Raw genomic sequence first — 20,371 nt, 5'->3', positions numbered from 1 at the left:
GCGTAGCGTTCCACGCGCGGTTCGTGACGTGTCCCCAGCACCCTCCCACCGCCCGTCCGCCTGCCTCCCCAGCACTCAAATCGCCAGGAAAGACGGGAAGTTGAGGGGCCGGGCGAGCGCGTGGTACGAACTCCCGTTCAGTCTCCCCCTCTCATTTCCAAAGTGCCTGGAGCCGGCTTCCATGAGCGAGAGCAATGACGTCACGCGGCCTTCGTCCTCCGCATCGGTGCCTCCCCCCGGAGCCCCCGAGGCTGGCGCGGCCCAGACACTCGCCCAGAACGTGAGCACCCTCCCCGCTCCCGTCCCCCAGGCCAGCGCCGAGGACGATGCCCGCGAGCGCATCGCGTCCATGGAGCGCGAGGCCAAGGCGCTCGCCACCACCGAGCCGCAGACCGCCGCCCTCCTCTTCCATGAGGTCGGCCTGCTCTGGGAAGAGCCGCTCAAGAACCCTCGCAACGCCGCTGTCGCGTTCCAGAACGCGTACAAGCTGGCGCCCCGGTTCCTCGCCAACATCCGCGCGGCTCGCCGCCTGTTCGCCGACGTCGGCAACTGGCAGATGGTCGTGCAGCTCATCGACGCGGAGCTCATCGCCGCCGAGGACCCTCGTCAGCAGGCGGCCCTCCTCTTCGAGAAGGGGCAGATCCTCGAGGAGCGCCTGTCCCGCGACAACGACGCCGCCGATGCCCTGCGCCAGGCCCTGGACCGCAAGCCCACCGACGTCACCCTCCTCACCCAGCTGGAGTCCGTCTACGCCTCGCGCAACGACGCGGGCGCGCTGGTGGAGATCTACCGGCTGCTCGCCACCGCCGTCGTCCCGCCGTCCCTGCGCGCCCACTACCTCACCTCCGCGGGCATGCTCCTGGAGGAGCGCCTCAAGCAGAAGGACGCCGCCGCCGCTGCGTTCCGCGAGGCCTTCGCGCTCGACCGCTCCGACCCGCTGCTCCAGGCCGCCGTGAAGCGCGTCGCCGAGCGCGAGGGCCGCACCGACGAGCTCCTCTCCGCCCTCCTCTCCGAGGCCGAGGGCCAGGGCTCCCAGGGCGCTCCCGCGTACCTCCACATCGCCAAGGTGCATGACCGCCTGGGCCGCAAGGACGACGCGCTGTCCGCGCTGCTCGCCGCTCGCCGCGTGAGCCCTCATGAGCCGCTCGTGTTGAGCGCGCTCGCCGGCATCTACGAGACGCAAGGGCGCTTCGAGGAGCTGGCCGACGTGCTGCTCGCGTGGGTGGGCTCCATCAACGACGAGAGCGAGCTCGTCGCCATCAACCTGCGCCTCGCCGCGCTGTACGAGGACGACCTCAAGCGCGACCAGGAGGCCGCCGCCCGCTACCAGGCCATCCTCGCCCGCATCCCCAGCCACGCCGCCGCGCTCGCGGGCCTGGGCAAGCTGTCGTACCGGATGAAGAACTGGGAAGGCCTCGTCGCCGTCTTCGACGCGGAGGTCACCGCCGCCGAGGACGCCAAGGGCAAGGCCGCGCGCATGTACAAGGCGGCCGAGATCCTGGAGGAGCGCCTGAGCCGCCAGGAGGACGCCATCGCGCGCTACAACGCGTGCCTCCAGCTCCAGCCGGGCTACCTCCCCGCGCAGAAGGCCCTCACCCGCCTCTACGAGCGCCAGGGCCGCTTCGCGGAACTCGTGTCGATGTTCGAGCAGGACCTGCTCCAGACGTCCGACCGCGACCAGGTCATCACCACGCTCAACAAGATGGCGGTCATCTACGAGGACCGACTCGGGGACCTGGACCACGCCATCGAGTGCATGAAGCGCATCCTCGACCTGGCGTCGGATCACCTGCCCACGCTGCGCAACCTGGCCCGCCTCTACGAGCGCGCCGGACGCTTCCGTGAGCTGCTGGAGACCAACGACCTGGAGGCGTCGTTCGCCGGCGACACCAAGCAGGTGCTGTCGCTGCTCCACCGCAACGCGGAGATCCTCGACGAGCACCTGAAGGACCGCGTGGGCGCCATCACCGCGTATGAGCGCGTGCTCGCGCTGTCGCCCTCGTACCTGCCCGCGCTCAAGGCCCTGGGCCGGCTGTACGCGCAGGACACCCGGTGGGAGAAGCTCATCGACATGTACCGCGCGGAGTCGGAGATCTCTCCCTCCACCGACGCGGCCGCCGCCCTCATCTACAAGATTGGCGAGCTGTACGAGCACCGCCTCAAGCAGGAGAACGAGGCCCTGGCGTCGTACCAGGAGGCGCTGATGCTGGCGCCCAGCTACTTCCCGGCGCTGCGCGCGCTGGCCCGCATCCACCGCGCCCACGAGGCGTGGGAGAGCCTGGTGGAGGTGCTGCGCGCGGACGCCGCCAACCGCACGGATCCGCTGGAGCGCGCCAACGCGCTCTATCAGGCCGCCGCCATCTGGGAGGACCAGCTGGGCCGCCCGGAGCTGGCCATCGAGGGCTACCAGGAAGTGCTGCGCCTCACGCCGGGCCACGCAGCCACGCTGCGCGCGCTGGAGCGCCTGTACGTCGCGCAGGACAACGTGAAGGAGCTGGTGTCCATCCTCGACCGCGAGACGCAGGTGGGCCAGACGCCCTCGGCCAAGGTGACGGCGTACCTCAAGCTCGCGCGGCTGTACCTGGACCGCTTCCAGGAGCCGTCTCGCGCCGCGCAGTGCTGCGAGTCGGTGCTGGGCCTGGAGGCCGGCAACCTCACCGCCCTCATGCTGCTGGAGCGCATCCGCGTGTCGGACCGCGTCCGCCGCGCGGAGCTGCGCGCCCGCATCGCCGAGCGTGTCACCGACACGCGCCTGTCCAGCGCCCTGCGCATCCTGGCCGCCGCGGATCAGGAGAAGGGCCCGCCCTCCGAGCGCACCCTGGAGGTCTACCAGCGCGCCTTCGACGCGGATCCTTCCGACGCGCGCCTCGCCTTCGGCCTGGAGCGCGTGCTGCGCCAGAGCGGTGACACCGCCGGCCTGTCGCGCATGTACGGCATGCGGCTGGCCGTCACCACCGACGCCACGGAGGCGCTGGAGCTGCTCCTGCGCGCCGCCGAGCTGGCGGAGAAGAACCCCGACCAGGAGCAGGCCGCCGCGCTGTACCGGCAGGCGCTGGAGCTCCAGGCGCAGTGCCTCCCCGCGCTCCAGGGCGCCCGCCGCGTGGCCCTGCGCCGGGGCGACTTCGCCACCGCGCGCACCATGATGGAGACCGAGGCCCGCGCGAGCCGCGACACCAAGAGCGCCATCGAGGGCTTCGTCGCCGCCGCGAAGCTCGCGGCCCAGAAGCTCAATGATCCGGACGGCGCCTCGGCCCTCTACCGCCTGGCGCTGGAGCGCGACCCGCTGCACCCGGGCGCGGCCACCGGCCTGGAGGAGTTGCTCGCGCAGCGCGGCGGTTCCTCCGACCTCGCGGCTCTGCACGAGCGGCGCGCGGAGGCCCGGCTCGCGCAGCGCGACGTGGAGGCCGCCGCGGCGGCGTATGTCACCGCGGCCCGGCTGCACAACGTGGCCCTGGGTGACCGGGCCCGTGCGCTCGAGGTGCTGGAGAAGGCCCTGGCGGCCAAGCCCGGCTTCCCCGACGCACTGGAGACTCGCGGACTGCTCCTCCTGGAGGCGCAGCAGTACGCGGAGGCCGCGCAGATGCTCGGCCAGCGCGTGCAGCAGGGCGGTGACCCTCGCGTGCTCGCGCAGCACCACCTGACGCTGGGCGCGCTCTACCAGCAGCACCTCAACGACCCGGGCCGCGCGGCGGCGCACCTCCAGACGGCGCTGGCCACCCTGCCCCGTCACCCGGAGGCGCTGGAGCGGCTGGCCACGGTGTACGCGCAGGGCCGCAACTTCGGCGGCGCGGTGGACTGCCTGCGGCGGCTGTTGGATCAGGACCTGCCCAACGACGCCCGCGCGCGCTTCACCGTGGAGCTGGCGCGCATCCACGAAGAGGGCCTGGGCGACGTCGCCTCCGCCACGGCGCTCTACAAGAAGGCGCTGGAGCTGACGCCGGGCGAGCCAGCGCTGGTGGACCGGCTGGTGGCCCTCTACGAGCGCCAGCGCAACCTGCCGGAGCTGGCGCAGATGCTGGAGGCCCAGGCAGCCGCCACCGTGTCCACGGACGTCAAGCGCGCGGCGTCCCTGCGCATGCGCGTGGCGAGCTTCTACGCGGGCCCCCTGACCGAGCCGGCTCGCGCCACCGTCATCTACCGGCAGCTCGTGGAGCAGGATCCGCAGAACCTCCAGGCGCGCGCCGCGCTTGCGGACCTGTATGGCCGCGACATGGCCAGCTTCCCGCTCGCCATCGAAGAGCACCGTCAGATCCTGCGGCAGGACCCTTCTCGCGTGGACAGCCTGCATGCGCTGTTCAAGCTGTGGGATGCCCAGAAGCAGCAGGACAAGACGTTCGCCGTCGCCGCGGTGCTCACCTTCATGCGCGCCACCAACGAGGTGGAGCAGGCCTTCTACTCGGAGGCCCGCGCCCGGCAGCCGCAGGAGCCGCGGGAAGCGCTGCCCGCCGCGGACGTGGACACCGTCCTCATGCACCCGGCCGCGCGCGGCCCGCTGACGGACCTGCTGCGTGCCATGGGTGAGCACCTGGGCAAGGTGTACCCGCCGCAGTTCGAGATGCTCGGCGTCAACCCGAAGCAGGACAAGCTCAAGCCGGACTCGGCCGTGTTCAAGGCCGTGCGCGCGGTGGCGCAGACCTTCGGCGTGGAGGAGTTCGAGGTCTACCTCGCCCGGCGCGGCATGTTGCAGCCGGAGACGACGGAGCCCCTGTCCCTGTGCGTGGGCCAGGACGTCGTGCGCCGCTTCAACGCCCGTGAGCAGAAGTTCCTCATCGGCAAGGCGGTGCTGGGCCTGCTCAACAAGACGGCCGTCCTCTCCAAGCTGTCCCAGGGCGAGACGGTGGACCTGTTCGGCAACGCCATCCGCGTCCACGCGCAGCAGTTCAACGGCCTGGGCCGGCGCAACGACGAGATGACGAAGCAGCTCAAGAAGGCCTTCAACCGCAAGGCGATGAAGGCCTCGGAAGGCCCCGCGCAGACGCTGTCCGAGCAGTCGAAGATCGACGTCGCGACGGTGGTGGACGCGCTCGGCTTCTCCGCGGACCGCGCGGGCCTGCTCGTCTGCGGCGACCCGTCCGTGGGCCTCACCATGGTGCTGCGCGAGGATCCGAACGTGGTGGCCAACCGCCAGGACGGCACCACCGACGACATCCTCAAGGCGGTGCGCGAGCGCGCGGACCTGAAGGCCCTGCTGTCGTGGCTGCTGACGGACGACTTCTTCCGCCTGCGTCAGCGCATCGGCCTGTCGCTGTAATCGCCGCGCTACTCCCGGCGGACCAGCGAGTCCGCCGGGAACCCCGCGAGCAGCCGGCCCACGGCGTCGTCCACATGGGCCCGCTCCGGGGCCTCCACCGTGACCTTCACGCGGTAGTCCATGGCCGCGTCGAACACGGGATAGGAGCCGATGGCCACGTGGGGCATGTCCAGCGCCACGCGGTCCAGCACGGCGGCCAGGGCGCTCTCGCCCAGGCTGAAGTACAGGTTGACCAGGTGCACCGGCGTACCGCTCAGCCGTGAGAGCACCGTCTCCAGCTGCAGCCGGAAGAGCTGCGGCACCCCGGGTAGCAGGAACATGTCCCCCACCGTCAGCACGGGGAACCACATGCCCGGCTGGGCCAGGAGCACCGCGCCCTCGGGCGCATCCGCCAGACGCAGCGACTCCGGCGTCACGGGCGACGTGCCCGCGCGGGCCTGGATGGCCGACACCATCTCCGGCAGGCGCACCACGGGACGGCCCAGCGCGAGCGCCACCGCGCGCACGGTGACGTCGTCGTGGGTGGGGCCAATGCCGCCGCTGGTGAAGACGTAGCGGGCCTTGCGCCGGGCGCGGGACACCGCGTCCACGATGGCGTCCACGTCGTCCAGGATGGTCTCCACCGAGACGAGCGGGATGCCCAGCTCCCGCAGCCGCTGGATGAGGTGGGGGCCATTTTCGTCCTTCACCTTCGCGGTGAGGACCTCGTTGCCAATGATGATCGCCGCCGCGCCGGTCCGCTCCATGGAACCGAGGAGTCTACTCCAACGGACCCCGGGGGTGGACTCACGCGGTGCGCTGTCTCGGACCCGTGCTGTCCTGGAGTCAGCAAGGGGGGACGGACATCCTGCGCGCATGGACTCCACCGAGACCCGGGACGCGATCCGCGCGTCCGTGCGTGCCCTGTGCAACCGCTTCCCTCCGAAGTACTGGCGCATGCTCGACGCGGAGCGTGAATACCCTCACGACTTCGTCAAGGCCCTCACGGAGGCCGGGCTGCTGGCCGCGCTCATCCCGGCGGAGTACGGCGGCGCGGGGCTGGGCCTGCGCGAAGCGGCCGTGGTGCTGGGGGAGATCAACCACTTCGGCGGGAATGCGTCCGCCTGTCATGCGCAGATGTATGTGATGAACGTGCTCTTGCGGCACGGCTCCGCGGAGCAGAAGCAGCGGTACTTGCCGGAGCTCGCCGCGGGCCGTCTGCGGCTCCAGGCGTTCGCGGTGACGGAGCCGAACTCGGGCTCGGACACCACCGCCATCGAGACAACGGCGGTCCGGCGCGGCGACCTCTACGTCGTGAACGGGCAGAAGATCTTCATCTCGCGCGTGCTCCAGTCCGACCTGATGCTCCTGCTCGCGCGGACGACGCCCCGCGCGGAGGTGCGCAAGAAGACGGACGGGATGAGCGTGTTCCTGCTCGACCTGCGGAAGACGCAGGGGATGGAGGTCCGGCCCATCCGGACCATGCTCAACCATGCGACGAACGCGCTGTTCTTCGAGAACGTCGAAGTGCCCGTCGAGGGATTGATCGGCGAAGAGGGCAAGGGCTTCTCGTACATCCTGGATGGCATGAACGCGGAGCGTGTGCTCGTAGCCTCGGAGGCCATCGGGGATGGCCGCTGGTTCATCGAGAAGGCCGTCACCTATGCGCAGGAGCGCTCCGTTTTCGGCAAGCCCATCGGAGCCAATCAGGGCGTGCAGTTCCCCATCGCGAAGGCGCACACGGCGCTCACGGCCGCGTCCCTGCTGACGGAGCAGGCCGCGACGCTCTTCGACGGCCACCAGCCCTGCGGGGCCGAAGCGAACATGGCGAAGTACCTGGCCGCCGAAGCCGCCTGGGAGGCCGCCAACGCCTGCATGGACACCTACGGCGGCTACGGCTTCGCCGAGGAGTACGACGTGGAGCGCAAGTTCCGCGAGGTGCGCCTGTTCATCAACGCCCCCGTGAGCCGGAACATGGCCCTGTCGTACATCAGCCAGCACGTCCTCGGGCTGCCCCGCTCGTTCACATAGCGCCGGGCGGCGCGTCCCGGCCCTCGCGGACGTGGACCACGACCTTGCCGATGGCGCGTCGCTCCGCGAGGGTGCGCAGCCCGTCGGCGGTCTGCGCCAGGGGCAACCGGAGGGTGATGCGCGGGAGGATGAGGCCCTGCGAGTACCAGGTGAAGAGCTGCTCCATGGTTTCACGGAGCGCCGCCGGGTCGTGGTAGCGGAAGTAGCGCAGCGACGAACCCAGCACCGCCCGGTGCTTCACGAGCAACCGGTGCGCGGGGATGCTCGGGGCCTGTCCCGCCGCGAAGCCCACGAGGACGTAGCGGCCACCCCACCCCAGCGTCGAGAGCGCCGGGTCGAAGAGCGGACCACCGACCGGATCGAAGCAGACGCTCACACCGGAGGCCCCCGCGGCGGTGAGGACCTGCTCCTTCCAGTCTCCGTCAGCGTGGCGGATGACGTGGTCCGCGCCCGCTTCACGAGCGATGGCGAGCTTGTCCGGAGTGCTCGCGACCGCGATGACGGTGGCCCCCAGAGCCTTGCCCAGCTGCACGGCCGCGAGCCCCACGCCCCCACTGGCGCCCAGCACGAGGAGCACCTCCGACGGCTTCAGGTGGGCGACGCGGATCAGCGCCAGGGCGGTGCTCACGTAGGCGCTGGTCAGCGCGGCGGCGACATCGAAGGAGACGCCCGCCGGCAGCAGGAAGGTCTCCCTCACGGAGGCCACTGCCTGCTCGGCATAGCCCCCGTGCCACAGGATGGCCACGACGCGGTCTCCAGGTTGGAAGCCCGAGCCTTCAGGAGCACTGGCGATGGTGCCCGCTGCCTCCAGGCCTGGAACGAAGGGCGGCGCGGGCCGGGTCTGATAGGTCCCTCCAATCATGAGGAGGTCGGCGAAGTTCACGCTGCAGGCGTGTACGTCGATCTTCACTTCGTCGGGCTTCGGAACAGGCTCGGGGACCTCCGCGAGGATGAGCTGCTCGGGCCCGCCCCACGTCCCGCAGACAATCGCGCGCATGTCATCACTCCTGGGTGGAAGGGACCGCGAGGCTTCGCCAGAGGTCATCGTTCGCGGGCAGGCCCGACGCCTCGGTCACCAGCTGTTCGAGCTGCTCCGGGCTGCGCGCGCCGACGAGGATCGACGTCACGAAGGGACAGTGCACCAGCCACCAGGTGACCAGGCCCGACGGTGACAGAGCGTGGGCCGCGGCCTTCGTCTTGAGCTGTGCGACGCGGGCTGCGTTCTCCGGGGTCCAGGCCTTCGAGTAGAGGTCCCTGCGCTGTCCGATGCGCGTGCCTTCCGGAATGTCACCCGCGATGGAGTACCTGCCGCTCAGCAGGCCGCCCGCCAGTGGCGAATACGGCGTGTACTGGAGCCCCAGGTTCGCGCAGGCCTCCAGCACGCCGTTCTGTGCGTCATCCTGCTCCAGCAGGTTGAAGCGGTTCTGGACCCAGCCGAATCCCACCGGGCCTCCTGAGCGAGGAGCGGCACAGCGCCAGAGGTCGCTGGCGGTCACGTTCGACAAGCCGAAGCGTCGGACCTTGCCCGCCCTCACGAGGGACTGGAAGGTCTCCAGGACGTCGTCCCACGGCGTGGCCGGATCCGGAACATGCGCCAGATAGAAGTCGAGCGTGTCGACGCGGAGCCGCGCGAGCGACCGGTCCACCTCCGCGAACACGTGCTTCCGCCCGAGCCCGCCGCGAAGGCCCACCTTGGACGAGATGAGCACCCGGTCCCGCAGCGAGGCGCCGCGCGACGACAGCCACGCGCCGATGATGGCCTCACTGGCTCCGTCCGCGTAGGTGCTCGCCGTGTCGATGAGGTTGATCCCCAGCGCCACCGCGCGATCCAGGAGCGCATGCGCTTCAGCTTCACGCTCCCCCTGCCCCAGCAGCTTCCGAGAGCTTCCGATGCCACCGAAGTTGGCCGCCCCCAGCGCGAAGACCGACACGTCGATGCCGCCCAGCTTGCGGTAGATCACGTCCGCCACACCTCCGGAAAGGGCAACGCCAAGTCCCTCTCCCCCGCACCGGAGGAAGCAGGCTGGCCCAGCAGCGTGAAGTGCGCCGTGTAGGTCGCGGCGGGTTCGCCCTCGTCGATGAAGACCTGCGACGTCGCCGTGAGCCGCACCTTGCCGCCCTGACGAAGCGTGTCGGCCTCCAGCCCGGGCAACGTGTCACAGCGGGCCCGGTAGTCGCACGTGATGGGCCGGTGGATGGCGAACTCACAGCGGCGAAGGAGGATCTGCACGGCGAGCCGCTCTGCCCACGCGGCTCGAACAAGCAACAACCAGGGAGCAAGCCCCGCGGAGGTGAACACCCCTGGACCGAAGGCCGTCCCCCGGTGGTTGAGCGAAGGCCCCAGCGGAGCTGTGAGCACGATGCGTCCAGGCTCGAACGCCTCGAAGTGGATCCCGAGGAACTTGGTCATCGGGATCCGCGCGTGAAGGTCTGTCGCCAGGCGATTGAGGACACCGTCCCGCTCGTCGAATGCGGGGAAGCTCATGCGCCAGTCTCCTGGAGGTCGGACCCGGCTTCGAGCACGACGTGGTAGTGGGTGCCTCCGCCTCCCGCCGCGTTGACGCCCGCGAAGCGCGCCTCCTTCAGCTCTCGCGGCTCCGTGAGGACGCGGAGGTTGTCGGTCGCACCGACGAGCGGAGCCGTCACGCCCAGGGTCGCCGGCAACCGCTTCGCGGCCAGGGTGAACAACGCCTTCATCAAGCTCGCGGCTCCCGCAGCCGCACCGGTGTGACCGATGTTCGGCGTGACTGCTCCCAGTAGAAGCGGCCTGGCTCGCGCGGTACCGAGCGTCCGTCCCAGGGCCGCAAGCTCCGCGCGGTCGCTGGCGGGATGCCCACTGCCGAAGCACTCCACGAACGCGAGCGCGTCCGCCGACACGTCACACCGTGACCAGGCGCGCCGGATGGCCAGGCTCATAGCTGGCTCGGAGACGAGCCCGTGGTCCTCGGGCGTTCCGAACGCGCTCCCCACCGCCCGGATGATCCCGAGCACCGGCTCTCCCCGCTCCTGCGCGTCCGACAAGCGCCGCAGCAGGCACACCGTGGCGCCTTCTCCAGGCAGATACCCGTCGGAGGCCGCGTCGAACACGGTCGGTGTGTCCCGTTGGGACAGAAGCCCCATCGCGCCTTCGTCGGCCATGCGCGTGACCCCGAGCCGCATGTCCGCGGTAGCCCAGAACACCGCGTCCGCATCACGCGACGCCAACCGGCCACATGCGACCTCCAGTCCACCCATGGACGCCGACGCGCCCCCGGCTTCGATGGCACAGGTCGCACCGGTCAGGTCGAACGCTCGGGCGATCCTCGCCGCCATGAAGCTGGGCGACAGGTTGAACAGGCTGCCGGCCCACAGTTCTGGCAGGTCGATCGACAGGCGCTTCATCGCCGCGCGCACGGTCCGGGCCACGCCCTTGGGGTCCTTGCCCGTCTCGCGCAACACGCGCTGGAGGTGCTCCTCAATCTCCGGCAGACGTGCGGCGGCGACCTGAAGCAGTCCGTACTCGCTGCAGTGCTCCGCGGAGACGACCACCGGGACGTTGCTTCCCCGTTCGATGGAGACCTTCGCTGCCGCGCTTCGTGCCAGGTCCACCAGCAGGTAGTGGAGCGGATCATGCCGGAGGATGTCGGCCGGTCGTTCGTCGTACTGGCCTGCGTTACCCGTGAAGCGGGATGCGTCCAGGTCCAGTGGAGCCCCGAGCCCGAACCGCAGCCTCCGGAAGGCCCGCCGGCCGTGGAGCAGGTTCGTCCACAGCGTGGCGAGGTCGGGAGCATCCGCGAACGCACCAGCCATCCCGACGATGGCGATGGGCTCGTCGCTCCTCGCGAGGCGCCTCCGCGTACCTCGCAGCAACGCCTGGGCTCGCGCAGGGGAAGGCCGGTCCTCCACCACCGCGTGGTAGTTCTGGCCTCCGCTCGCGATGGCGCTGATGCCTCCGATGCGCGGCTGCTCGCCCGCTGGCCACGACCGGGCGGTCTTCTCGACCTCGATGAGCCCTCCCGGTTCGAGCAGGCTTCGGGGCTTATCCCCATGCACCGGTCCCGGAACGGCTCCGGACTCGAAGAGGGCGAGCAGCGCGACCAGATTCGCCAGCCCTGAAGCCTCCTTCGCATGCCCCAGGTTCCCCTTGATCGACATCACGGGCACCGGCGACGCGGGTTGAGCCGCCTCCCCGTGCGCCTTCAGCGCGCGATCAAAGACCTTCGCCTCCACGGCGTCACCGGCCCGCGTCCCCGTGCCGTGCGCGAGGATCACCCCCAGCTCCCGAGGTTCCACGCCTGCCTGGTCGAGCGCACGCCCCACCGCCAGTCCGTGGCCGCGCGGATTCGGGACCAGCATGTACGCCTCAGCCGCGCCGTCGTTCGCCCCACCGACGCCGCGGATCACACCGTGGATGGGCAGCCGCTCCTGGACGGCCCGCTCCAGGCTCGTGAGCACCAGCAACACCACGCCATCGGAGATGACCGTGCCGTTCCCCTTCTGGGCGAACGGGAAGCAGCCCTCGGACGACAGGAGGCGTGAGTTCGAATAGAGGACCTGGTTCACGGTGTCGACGTAGGACAGCGCGCCCGCGATGGCCCACGGCGCTCCCTTCGCGAGCTCCCGCGCCGCCAGTTCGATCGCGGCCAGACCACCGGTGCAGTTCCCATCCACGAGCAGCGCCTTCTCAGTGGTGCCCAGCGCCTCCGCGATGGCGCTCGCGAGCCGATGCGTCCCGCGCTCCCTCGGGTCCTCCACGAAGTCCGGCCCGAACGAGTCCCGGAGCGACTGGCGCACCTTCCGGGTGAGCTCCATCAGCTCCTGATGGGAGAACTCGTTCGGATGCGCACCGTGCACGAGATACGGCTGGAGCTGGCCCGCCACGGCCAGCACCGCGGCGTCGTAGAGCCCGTGGCCGCCACCACGTGAATGCGCGAGGAACACCGGCACGGGCTGCCCACCCAGCGAGCCAGGCTCCAGCCCCGCCGAGGCCAGGGCCTGATGCGCCGTCTCCACCACCCACCGGTGCGGAACCTTCGACGGCTCCACGACGCCACCCAGCAGCGTGGAGGTCCGGGCCACGCCCACGGACGTTGAAGGATCCAGATACAGGGCCCGGGGAATGCGCTCCTCCGGCCACTGGCCATACGTCGTCTTCCCCCCGTGAAGCACCTCCGCCAGCTCATCGAGTGTGCGAGCGCCAGGCAACGCAAACGCAAAACCAGAGATCGCCACCGGCGCGATCCCATCCAGTTTTCCTCTCCGCATTGCCATTCAATGTAAGGCCATGATCCGGATGCGTCCACGACCAGCCGAATCACACACATCCTTGCCGACCCAGCAAAATCCTACCCGACGCATGTAAAGGGTTGCCCCAGAGAGACGCCGCCGTCCTCCTGTGAGCGTCGTTCCGGACCTTGATAGCGGGTGATACCCTCTCAAGCTGCGCGCCCCATCCAAAACACTGTCAACGGCAAATTCCAGGGTGGATTGACGCCGGGATTTTGCATCAGTATATCAAGACAGACATCGCGGCCCATTGTTCAACCATTGGCTGCTGCCCCATATCCCTCATCCCCTGGACAGACCATGAAAAGACTCGATCCGAGCCGTCTCAAGGATTCGTTCATCAATGTCTCCACCTTCCCGGCGGACCTGGGAGAAGGCCGTTCGGCGGCTCCGGCCGGCGCGCTGCTCGACGCCGTGGTGGAAGCCGTGGAGAAGAAGAACGGGTTCGCGGTGGTGTTCGGCGTGAACAAGCTGCTCGCGGATCGCGGGCTGGACATCCACACCGAGTCCGGCGCCGCGCTGGCCCGCGACTACCTGGAGGGCGTCTTCCGGGCGATCGCGCCGCGCTTCGATCTGGCCCGCTACAGCCCCACGCCCATCTCCTACGACCGCGTGGCGAAGATGGACGTGGACGGCTTCAACAAGAACCGGAACTTCACTCCCAACAGCGACCACACGGAGAGCCGCGAGTTCGTCACCACGAAGTGCGTCCACTTCGACTCAGCGACGCCGTTCATCGCGAACCTCTACGGCCCCAACCAGAACATCAGCGGCGGCATGCCGATGATCTGCGACACGCGCCGGTTCTGCCAGGACAAGGGCCTGGATCCGCGCTCGCTCATCGAGAACATCCCCAACAACTACAACGTCGCCGTGAAGGCGGAGTTCTCCGAGGAGATCCTTCGCGACTACTCGTTCGCGCTGAAGCTCGATCTGGAGAACGACATCGTGATGATCGTCCTCCACAACGAGGTGGTGGGCGGGCTCGCCCATGCGGCCACCCAGCCGTCGCTCACCGACGCGAGCAAGGCCGCGAAGCGCCCCATCCGCCACGTCGAGTACCAGGTCGCGGGCACCGACGACCTCCGGCGCTGGTACGACTACTACGGCCTGTCGCTGGAGAAGGCGACGAACCACAAGGACGACGCCAACATCACCCGCTTCGTCAGCGGCGAGCTCAACCCGTACCCGAACGTCATCGAGGTGCGGGCATGACCTCGCGACAGCACGCGGAGCGCAACGCGGCGGAGATGAAGGACCTGCTCGCGTACCTGGACGCACGGCCCTGGCCGGACGCCTATGAAGCGGCGCGAGTCCACTACGATTCGCTCGGGCTACCGGTCGCCACGGACATCGGGGTGGAGCCCGTCAGCGTGAACGGCATTCCTGCCCAGTGGCTCACGCCACCGGAGTGCGATCAGGACCGCGCCCTGCTCTTCCTGCACGGCGGCGGCTTCGTCTTCGGCTCGCTCGTGAGCCATGGGCACATGGCCGCGGAGATGGCGCGACAGGCGCGCTGCCGGGTGCTCCAGCTCGACTACCGCCGCGCACCGGAGCACCCCTACCCGGCCGCGCTGGATGACGCGACCAGCGCATACCGCTGGCTGCTGGAGCGTGGGTTCAAGCCGGGCCACATCTCCATCGCGGGGGACTCCGCGGGTGGTGGCCTGGTCGTCTCCATGCAGGTCAACGCACGGGCCCAAGGCCTTCCGCTCGCGGGCGCCCTGGTGTGCATCTCGTCGTGGTTCAACCTGGGCATCCACGGCGACAGCTACACGTCGCGCGAGAAGGCGGACGCGCTCGTCCAGCGCAAGGTGGTGGAGGAGGTCGCCCGGCACTACCTCAACGGGCAGGACGCGCGGCAGCCCACGATTTCCCCCATCCACGCGGACCTCACTGGCTTCCCGTCCCTGCTCATCCAGGTGGGCGAGCGAGAGCTGCTCTTCAGCGATTCGCAGGCGATGGCGCAGAAGGCCCAGGCCCAGGGCGTGGACGTCACGTTCGAGGAGTGGCCCGACATGGTCCATGTCTGGCACCTGCACTTCCACCGCCTCAGCAGCGGCCGTGAGGCGCTCCAGCGCATCGGCCAGTTCGTGAGCGACAAGACAGGAGCACGGAAGTGACGACGCCCGGCGACGCGGTGATGGGTCCCCACCTGCACCGCAACAACCAGAAGATGATCCCCGCGAGCGAGAGCGCCTGGGCCGTGGCCCGGGAGTCGAACATGCTCAACATCCGCGTGGAGGCGGTGGACGGCCAGAACCGCCTGCGCGAGGTGGACACCGGGCACGAGTTCGCGAACCTGTGCTCCTGCTCCTACCTGGGGCTCAACAGCCACCCGGACGTCATCCAGGGCGGCATCGACGCGCTGAAGCGCGAGGGCATCACCGGTCTGTCGATGGCGGAGTTCCGCATCCGGCTGGGCCTGATGGAGCAGTTGGAGGAGCAGCTCGCGGACCTCTTCGGGGGGCCGGTGCTGCCCGCCGTCACCTCCAGCGCGCTCACGGCGGCCATCCTGCCGGTGCTCGGGTCGGGGCACCTGACGGACAGTGAGCCCCTGGTGATGGTGTTCGACAAGTTCGCGCACTTCTCCATGGCGTTCGTGAAGCCCATCGTCGCGGACGAGACGCGGGTGCTGAACTGCCCGCACAACGACATGAACTACCTGGAGGACGTCTGCCGGAAGTATCCGCGCGTGGCGTACGTGTGCTACAGCGTCTACTCCACGGGCGGCGCGACGGACCTCCAGGCGCTGCTCACGCTCCAGGAGAAGTACGGCCTCTTCCTCTACCTCGACGACTCGCACTCGCTCTCCACGCAGGGGAAGAACGGCGAGGGATACATCCGCTCGCGGCTGCGAGAGATGAACGACCGCACGCTGATCATCGCCTCCATCGCCAAGGCGTTCGGCAGCACGGGCGGCATCGCGATGCTCGGCTCCCGCAAGCACTACGACTTCCTCTACCGGACGGGTCCCATGGGCTGGTCCCAGAGCCTGCGGACGGCTGCCATCGGCACCTCCATGGGAAGCATCCAGGTGCACCGAAGCCCGGAGCTGGCGAAGCGGCAGGAGCAGCTCCGCCGGAACATCGCCCTGTTCGACGAGCACATCCAGACCGAGCAGCGCGGCGACGGCCTGCACATCAAGGTCGTGGAGGTGGGCGAGCAGGACAAGGCCGTGAAGCTCTCGCGCGAGCTCTACAAGCGAGGCTTCTACTGCTCCGCGGTCTTCTTCCCCATCGTGCCCGTGGGGAAGGCGGGCATCCGGCTCATGCTGCGCGGAGACCTGCCCACGGAGCAGGTCCAGTCCTTCATCGGCCACCTGAAGGAAGTCCTCGCGACGCTGTAGGCGGGGAGCACGCGATGGCTGCCTTCCTTTCCCACGATGTCGTCACCGCGCACGGGAACCTGCCCCGGCTCGTGCGCGAGCTGGAGGCGGCGCTCACGGAGGGCCTGCATGAGCGCATGCAGGTCCCGCTGCGCGTCGCGGTCCCCTCCTCTTCCCGGCACGCCGCGTTCGTGTCGATGCCGGCCGTGTCGGAGCACCTGGGCCTCTACATCAACAAGGTGGCGACCCTCTTCGAGCGGTCCGCCACGGATCCGCTGCCCACCATGAACGGAGTGGTGGCGGCGTTCTCCACGCGCACGGGAGAACTGCTCGCGCTGCTGGATGGCGCGGCGGTGACGGAGCTCAAGTGCGCCGCCGTGTCCGCGCTCGTCACGGACTTCTGTGCCCGCACGGATGCCCGGACGCTGGCGGTGGCCGGCACCGGAGCGCAGGCCCGGCAACAGGTGTTGGCGGTCAGCGCGGTCCGTCCCATCCAGGAGGTGCGGCTCTGGGCGAGGAACGCGGCCCGGCGCGACGCGTTCGCCGCGGAGCTGCGCGCGTCCCTGGGTGAAGTGGTGCACGTCGCCGCCTGTGCGTCGCTCGACGAGGCCCTCCGGGGTGCGGACGTGATTGGCACCGCGACGTCGTCGAAGACGCCGCTGGGGAGCTTCGAGGACCTCTCCCCCAGCGTGCACATCAACTGCATGGGCGGTCACACCGTGGAGGCCCGGGAGGTGCCGCTCGAACTGCTGCGCACGTCGACGGTGATCGTCGAGGACCTGGCCACCGCGCTCGCGGAAGCCGGGCCGGTGCACGCCAACGCCATCACCCTGGGACAGCTCGTGCGGAGGGACAGCGGTCCCCTGCGCTCGAGCCGCACCGTCTTCAGCTCGACGGGACACGCCTTCCTGGACGTCCTCACGGTCGCGCACGTGCTGCGTGAACGCGAGCTGAGCCATCGAACCTGGAGGAGCACATGATGAAGGAGTTGCCCCGAATCGATTTGACGTCCGCGACGCCAGGGTCCGAAGCCGAGCGCCGTGCGGCGTTCGAGATCGACCAGGCCTGCAAGCAGGTGGGCTTCTTCACCCTGAGCGGTCACGGCATCGCGCCATCGGTCTTCGAGGACGCCTATGGCCTCTCGCGGGCGTTCTTCCGCCTGCCGCTCGAGGCAAAGAACCAGTGCCGGTTGAAGTCCGGCTTCACCATGGCCGCGGACGACTACACGCCCTACGGCTACAGCGGCATGTTGGAGGAGAACGCCTACGCGTACATGGGCCGCAAGGGGCTCCCCAGCGACTACGTGGAGAAGTTCAGCGTGGGCCGGCTCATCGAGGACGACAGCGCGAACCTGCCGTTCAGCGAGGGCGCGGAGGGCCAGAGGCTGCGCGCGGCGCTCAAGGCGTACTTCCGGGAGTGCGAGGCGCTGACGGCCCGGCTCACGGAGCTGTTCAGCATCGCGCTGGACCTGCCCCGGGACTTCTTCGCCAAGAAAACCTCCGCGTCCACCGACTCGCTGCGCTCCCTGCTCTACCCCCATCTCAGTCCGGAGTTGATCAACGACCAGGGCATGGGCGAGCACACGGACGGGACGCTGTTGACGGTGCTGGCGCAGACGGGCCCTGGCATCCAGGTGAAGGAGCGCGGAGGCGCATGGATCACGCCCACGCTGGAGCGGCGGGATCACCTCATCGTCAACATCGGGGACCTGATGGCCCGCTGGTCCAACGACGAATACGTGTCCACGCCACACCGGGTCGTCCTGTCCGGAGGCGAGCGTCAGTCCCTGGCGTTCTTCAAGCTCGCCAACGACGACGCGCTCATCGAGTGCTTCCCGAAGTTCTGCAAGGACACGCCCGCGAAGTACGAGCCCGTCGTCTACAAGGCCTTCTCCCTCCAGAAGATGAACGCACTGTTCGGTGTCGACGACGCCGGACGCACCTGAGGCCCACCCATGATCGGTGCATTCAACGAAGCGTTCCTCGCCGCCCTGGAGGAAGGATGGTCGCCCGAGCGAGATGCCAGGGCGCACGCGAGCACGATCGCCGCCATCCACGACCTGGACTCGCCCATGTACGAGAAGAGCCAGTTCGCGCACCCGCTCCTCTTCAGCGAAGCGGAGTTCCAGGAGCTGAGCCGTGCGTGCCGCCACCTGCTCTCCGCGCAGCTGAAGCTCATTGGCCACCTCATCGACACGCGCTCGCGGGAAGGCCTGCTGGACCTGCTGCGGATGCCCCGGCGGCTCGTGGACTTCATCCACTGGGACAACCTGCGCCACGGCGACGCGACGATTGGCCGGATGGACGTCGTGCCGACGCGGCAGGGCTACTTCTTCTGCGAGTTCAACATCTTCCCCGGCGTGGGGGGAGGCGAGGCCTACGAGGGCTCCCGCGCGGCCACGGAAGCGCTGGGCTTTCCCAAGGCCGGGTTGATGAACAGCCCGCTGAGGGACCTCGCCGTGCTGTACGCGGAGGAGTGCCGCAAGCGGGACCTGCGTCGGGTGGTGATCCTCGACTCCACCGGCCACGCGCAGCTGGGGTATCCGCGTCAGGACTACCTGAAGCGGTACCTGGAGGAGCTGAACCCGGACGTACCGGTCCACATCCTGGATGAAGTGCGCTACCCGGAGGCCTGGCTGACGCGTGAGGAGGGCGAGCGCACGCTCATCCACCGCATGTTCACCTACGAGGAGGTGACCGACGGCTTCGTGTTCCTGGAGAAGCTCTGGTCCAGCGGCGCGGTGCTCACCAATGGCTTCGAACCGGAGCTGCGGATGAGCAAACGGTTCCTCGCGCTGCTGTGCGAACCGGGCCACCACGCGCTCTTCAGCGACGAAGAGGTGGCCGCCATCAGGAGGTACCTGCCCCACGCCTTCTCCCTGTCGGAGGAGAACCTGGCGGACGCGCTGCGAGACAAGACCGGGTGGGTGTTCAAGATCGACGACAGCAGCTCCTACGGCGGCAGCGGCGTGCTGATGGGGGTGGACTGGCCCGCGGACGTGCTGGAGCAGAAGCTGCGCGAGCCGGGCATCGAGCGGTGGATCTGCCAGCGCGTCGTGGAGGCGGAGACCGTCCGGCTGCGTGCGGCGGGTGACTCAGCTCCGGCGGAGTACCGGCTGGTGCTGGGCTTCTACTCCTACGGCGGAGAGCCCAATGGCTTCCTGGTGCGAGGCAGCCGCACTTCGAAGGTGGTGAACATCACCAGTGGAGGCAAGCTGGGGTGGGCGTTCGTCGTCTCCGAGGAAGGACGCCAGGCCTTCATCCGTCACGCGCGAGGCCGCGCGGAGGACGTCACTGCAAGGAGTGCATGAACCATGGCGGCGAACCTCATCCTTCTGGGCGCAAGGCAGTTCATCACGGAGCGGGCGTGGCAGCTGGGTCTGCGGCCGTTGATCATCCAGCAGCCCGGGCTGTCCGATGATCACGTGAACCGGCAGTCCGACCGGGTCCTCCTCATGAGCTACGACGACCCGGCGCTCATCCCCATGCTGAAGGCCGCGCACGAGGTGACTCCGTTCGTGAGCGCCATCACCGTCGCGGAGGAGGCGCTCATCACCTGCGCGCGCATCAACCAGGCGCTGGGGTTGCCCGGGACGCCGCTGGAGCTGGTGGAGAAGACGCGCGACAAGCCGACCATGCGGCGGGTGCTCGACTCCGGCGGGTTCTCGCCCATGCAGTGGGCCCCGGTGAAGACGCGCGAGGAAGCCGTCGCGTTCGGCGGGCGCCAGGGCTATCCGTTCATCCTGAAGCCCGTGGACGGCGTGGGCAGCATCGACGTGCGGCTCGTGCGCTCCGCCGCGGACCTGGACGGCGTGCTGAACGGCCGAGCGTCGTGGATCGCCGAGGAGTACCTGGACGGCCCCGAGTACTCCGTGGAGTGTTTCTCCTTCGCGGGCCGCCACGTCATCCTGGGCATCAACGAGGAGACGAAGAGCACGGACCCCAACGGCAGCGCGTTCCTGGAGGTCGCGCACCAGGTCCCCGCGCCGATGAGTCCGGAGCGGGACCGCGAGGTGCGCGACTTCATCCGCAGCTTCCTGGACGTGCTCGGGCTGAAGGATGGACCCTCGCACACGGAGCTGAAGTACACGGCGCGCGGCCCCCGCATCGTGGAAACGCACACGCGGCTGGGCGGCGACCGCCTGTGGGACCTGGTCCGGCTGACCACGGGGCATGACCTGCTGGACATGACGCTCCAGTGGGCCATGGGGACGCTGAAGCCCCTGGAGGCGGATCCGGTGCCCCGGGGCGGCGCGGCCATCCAGTACTTCACCCCGCCCGCCGGCAAGCTCAAGCGCATCAACGGCGCGCTGGCGCTGAAGCGGCTGCCGGGCGTGGTGGACATCTCGCTCGCGGTGGAGCTGGGAGGCACCATCCGTCAGGCCCTGAAGTCAGAGGACCGCGCGGGCTATGTGCTCGCCTACGCGGACACCGTGCAGCAGGCGCAAGCCGTGTGCAGGGAGGTCAGCCAGCGGCTCGTGTTGGAGACCGCGTAGACGGTGCGTTCTCGAGCCCCAG

The 20,371-nt window shown here is 69.2% G+C and carries 14 protein-coding genes; 9 read left to right on the top strand and 5 right to left on the bottom strand.

Going from position 1 to position 20,371, the window contains the following annotated elements:
* Positions 1-181: 181 nt before the first annotated feature.
* Positions 182-5,251, top strand: a complete 5,070-nt coding sequence (locus tag D7Y04_RS14105) for a tetratricopeptide repeat protein (protein ID WP_121759659.1) — start codon at positions 182-184, stop codon at positions 5,249-5,251.
* A gap of 8 nt (positions 5,252-5,259) precedes the next feature.
* Here the strand turns inward: D7Y04_RS14105 and D7Y04_RS14100 are convergent, their stop codons facing one another.
* Positions 5,260-5,997: a molybdopterin-binding protein gene (locus D7Y04_RS14100; protein WP_121759658.1), complete on the bottom strand. Its 738-nt coding sequence runs from the start codon at positions 5,995-5,997 to the stop codon at positions 5,260-5,262.
* A 109-nt stretch (positions 5,998-6,106) separates the two neighbouring features.
* On the opposite strand from D7Y04_RS14100, the gene D7Y04_RS14095 reads away from it, so the two are divergent.
* The gene (locus tag D7Y04_RS14095) at positions 6,107-7,261 is read left to right on the top strand and encodes an acyl-CoA dehydrogenase family protein (protein ID WP_121759657.1); all 1,155 of its coding nucleotides are present in this window, start codon (positions 6,107-6,109) and stop codon (positions 7,259-7,261) included.
* Here the strand turns inward: D7Y04_RS14095 and D7Y04_RS14090 are convergent.
* From D7Y04_RS14090 to D7Y04_RS14075, 4 genes are read right to left on the bottom strand one after another with little or no spacing between them, the layout of a single operon-like run.
* The gene (locus D7Y04_RS14090; RefSeq protein WP_158627519.1) at positions 7,254-8,258 is read right to left on the bottom strand and encodes an NADPH:quinone oxidoreductase family protein; all 1,005 of its coding nucleotides are present in this window, start codon (positions 8,256-8,258) and stop codon (positions 7,254-7,256) included. The genes D7Y04_RS14095 and D7Y04_RS14090 overlap by 8 nt on opposite strands.
* Before the next feature lie 4 nt (positions 8,259-8,262).
* Positions 8,263-9,222 carry an aldo/keto reductase gene (locus D7Y04_RS14085; protein WP_158627518.1) on the bottom strand — a complete coding sequence of 320 codons (960 nt, stop codon included), beginning with the start codon at positions 9,220-9,222 and terminating at the stop codon, positions 8,263-8,265.
* Complete coding sequence (locus D7Y04_RS14080; RefSeq protein WP_121759654.1) at positions 9,219-9,746, bottom strand: YiiD C-terminal domain-containing protein; 528 nt, start codon at positions 9,744-9,746, stop codon at positions 9,219-9,221. Before D7Y04_RS14080 ends, D7Y04_RS14085 begins: the two co-directional genes overlap by 4 nt.
* Entirely contained in the window at positions 9,743-12,505 is a 2,763-nt protein-coding gene (locus D7Y04_RS14075) for a polyketide synthase (protein ID WP_255428413.1), read from the bottom strand. Before D7Y04_RS14075 ends, D7Y04_RS14080 begins: the two co-directional genes overlap by 4 nt.
* Positions 12,506-12,826: 321 nt before the next feature.
* Between D7Y04_RS14075 and D7Y04_RS14070 the strand changes: the two genes are divergently transcribed.
* From D7Y04_RS14070 to D7Y04_RS14040, 7 genes are read left to right on the top strand one after another with little or no spacing between them, the layout of a single operon-like run.
* Complete coding sequence (locus D7Y04_RS14070; protein WP_121759652.1) at positions 12,827-13,741, top strand: hypothetical protein; 915 nt, start codon at positions 12,827-12,829, stop codon at positions 13,739-13,741.
* A complete protein-coding gene (locus D7Y04_RS14065) occupies positions 13,738-14,649 on the top strand; it encodes an alpha/beta hydrolase (protein WP_121759651.1) in 912 nt (303 codons plus the stop codon). Before D7Y04_RS14070 ends, D7Y04_RS14065 begins: the two co-directional genes overlap by 4 nt.
* Positions 14,646-15,875: an aminotransferase class I/II-fold pyridoxal phosphate-dependent enzyme gene (locus D7Y04_RS14060; protein WP_199749662.1), complete on the top strand. Its 1,230-nt coding sequence runs from the start codon at positions 14,646-14,648 to the stop codon at positions 15,873-15,875. The genes D7Y04_RS14065 and D7Y04_RS14060 overlap by 4 nt, the downstream gene beginning before the upstream one ends.
* A gap of 14 nt (positions 15,876-15,889) precedes the next feature.
* Positions 15,890-16,834, top strand: coding sequence for an ornithine cyclodeaminase family protein (locus D7Y04_RS14055; protein WP_121759650.1), 945 nt, complete (start codon positions 15,890-15,892; stop codon positions 16,832-16,834).
* A complete protein-coding gene (locus D7Y04_RS14050; RefSeq protein WP_121759649.1) occupies positions 16,831-17,799 on the top strand; it encodes an isopenicillin N synthase family oxygenase in 969 nt (322 codons plus the stop codon). The genes D7Y04_RS14055 and D7Y04_RS14050 overlap by 4 nt, the downstream gene beginning before the upstream one ends.
* Positions 17,800-17,808: 9 nt before the next feature.
* Positions 17,809-19,164, top strand: a complete 1,356-nt coding sequence (locus D7Y04_RS14045; protein ID WP_121759648.1) for a hypothetical protein — start codon at positions 17,809-17,811, stop codon at positions 19,162-19,164.
* A gap of 3 nt (positions 19,165-19,167) precedes the next feature.
* Positions 19,168-20,349, top strand: coding sequence for an ATP-grasp domain-containing protein (locus tag D7Y04_RS14040; RefSeq protein WP_121759647.1), 1,182 nt, complete (start codon positions 19,168-19,170; stop codon positions 20,347-20,349).
* The last annotated feature ends 22 nt before the right edge of the window (positions 20,350-20,371 follow it).

The sequence above is a fragment of the Corallococcus sp. AB038B genome (assembly GCF_003668955.1).
GTDB classification, from domain to species: domain Bacteria; phylum Myxococcota; class Myxococcia; order Myxococcales; family Myxococcaceae; genus Corallococcus; species Corallococcus exiguus.
The sequence above is the reverse complement of the archived record's forward strand: the minus strand, read 5'-3'. Positions and strand labels throughout refer to the sequence as shown.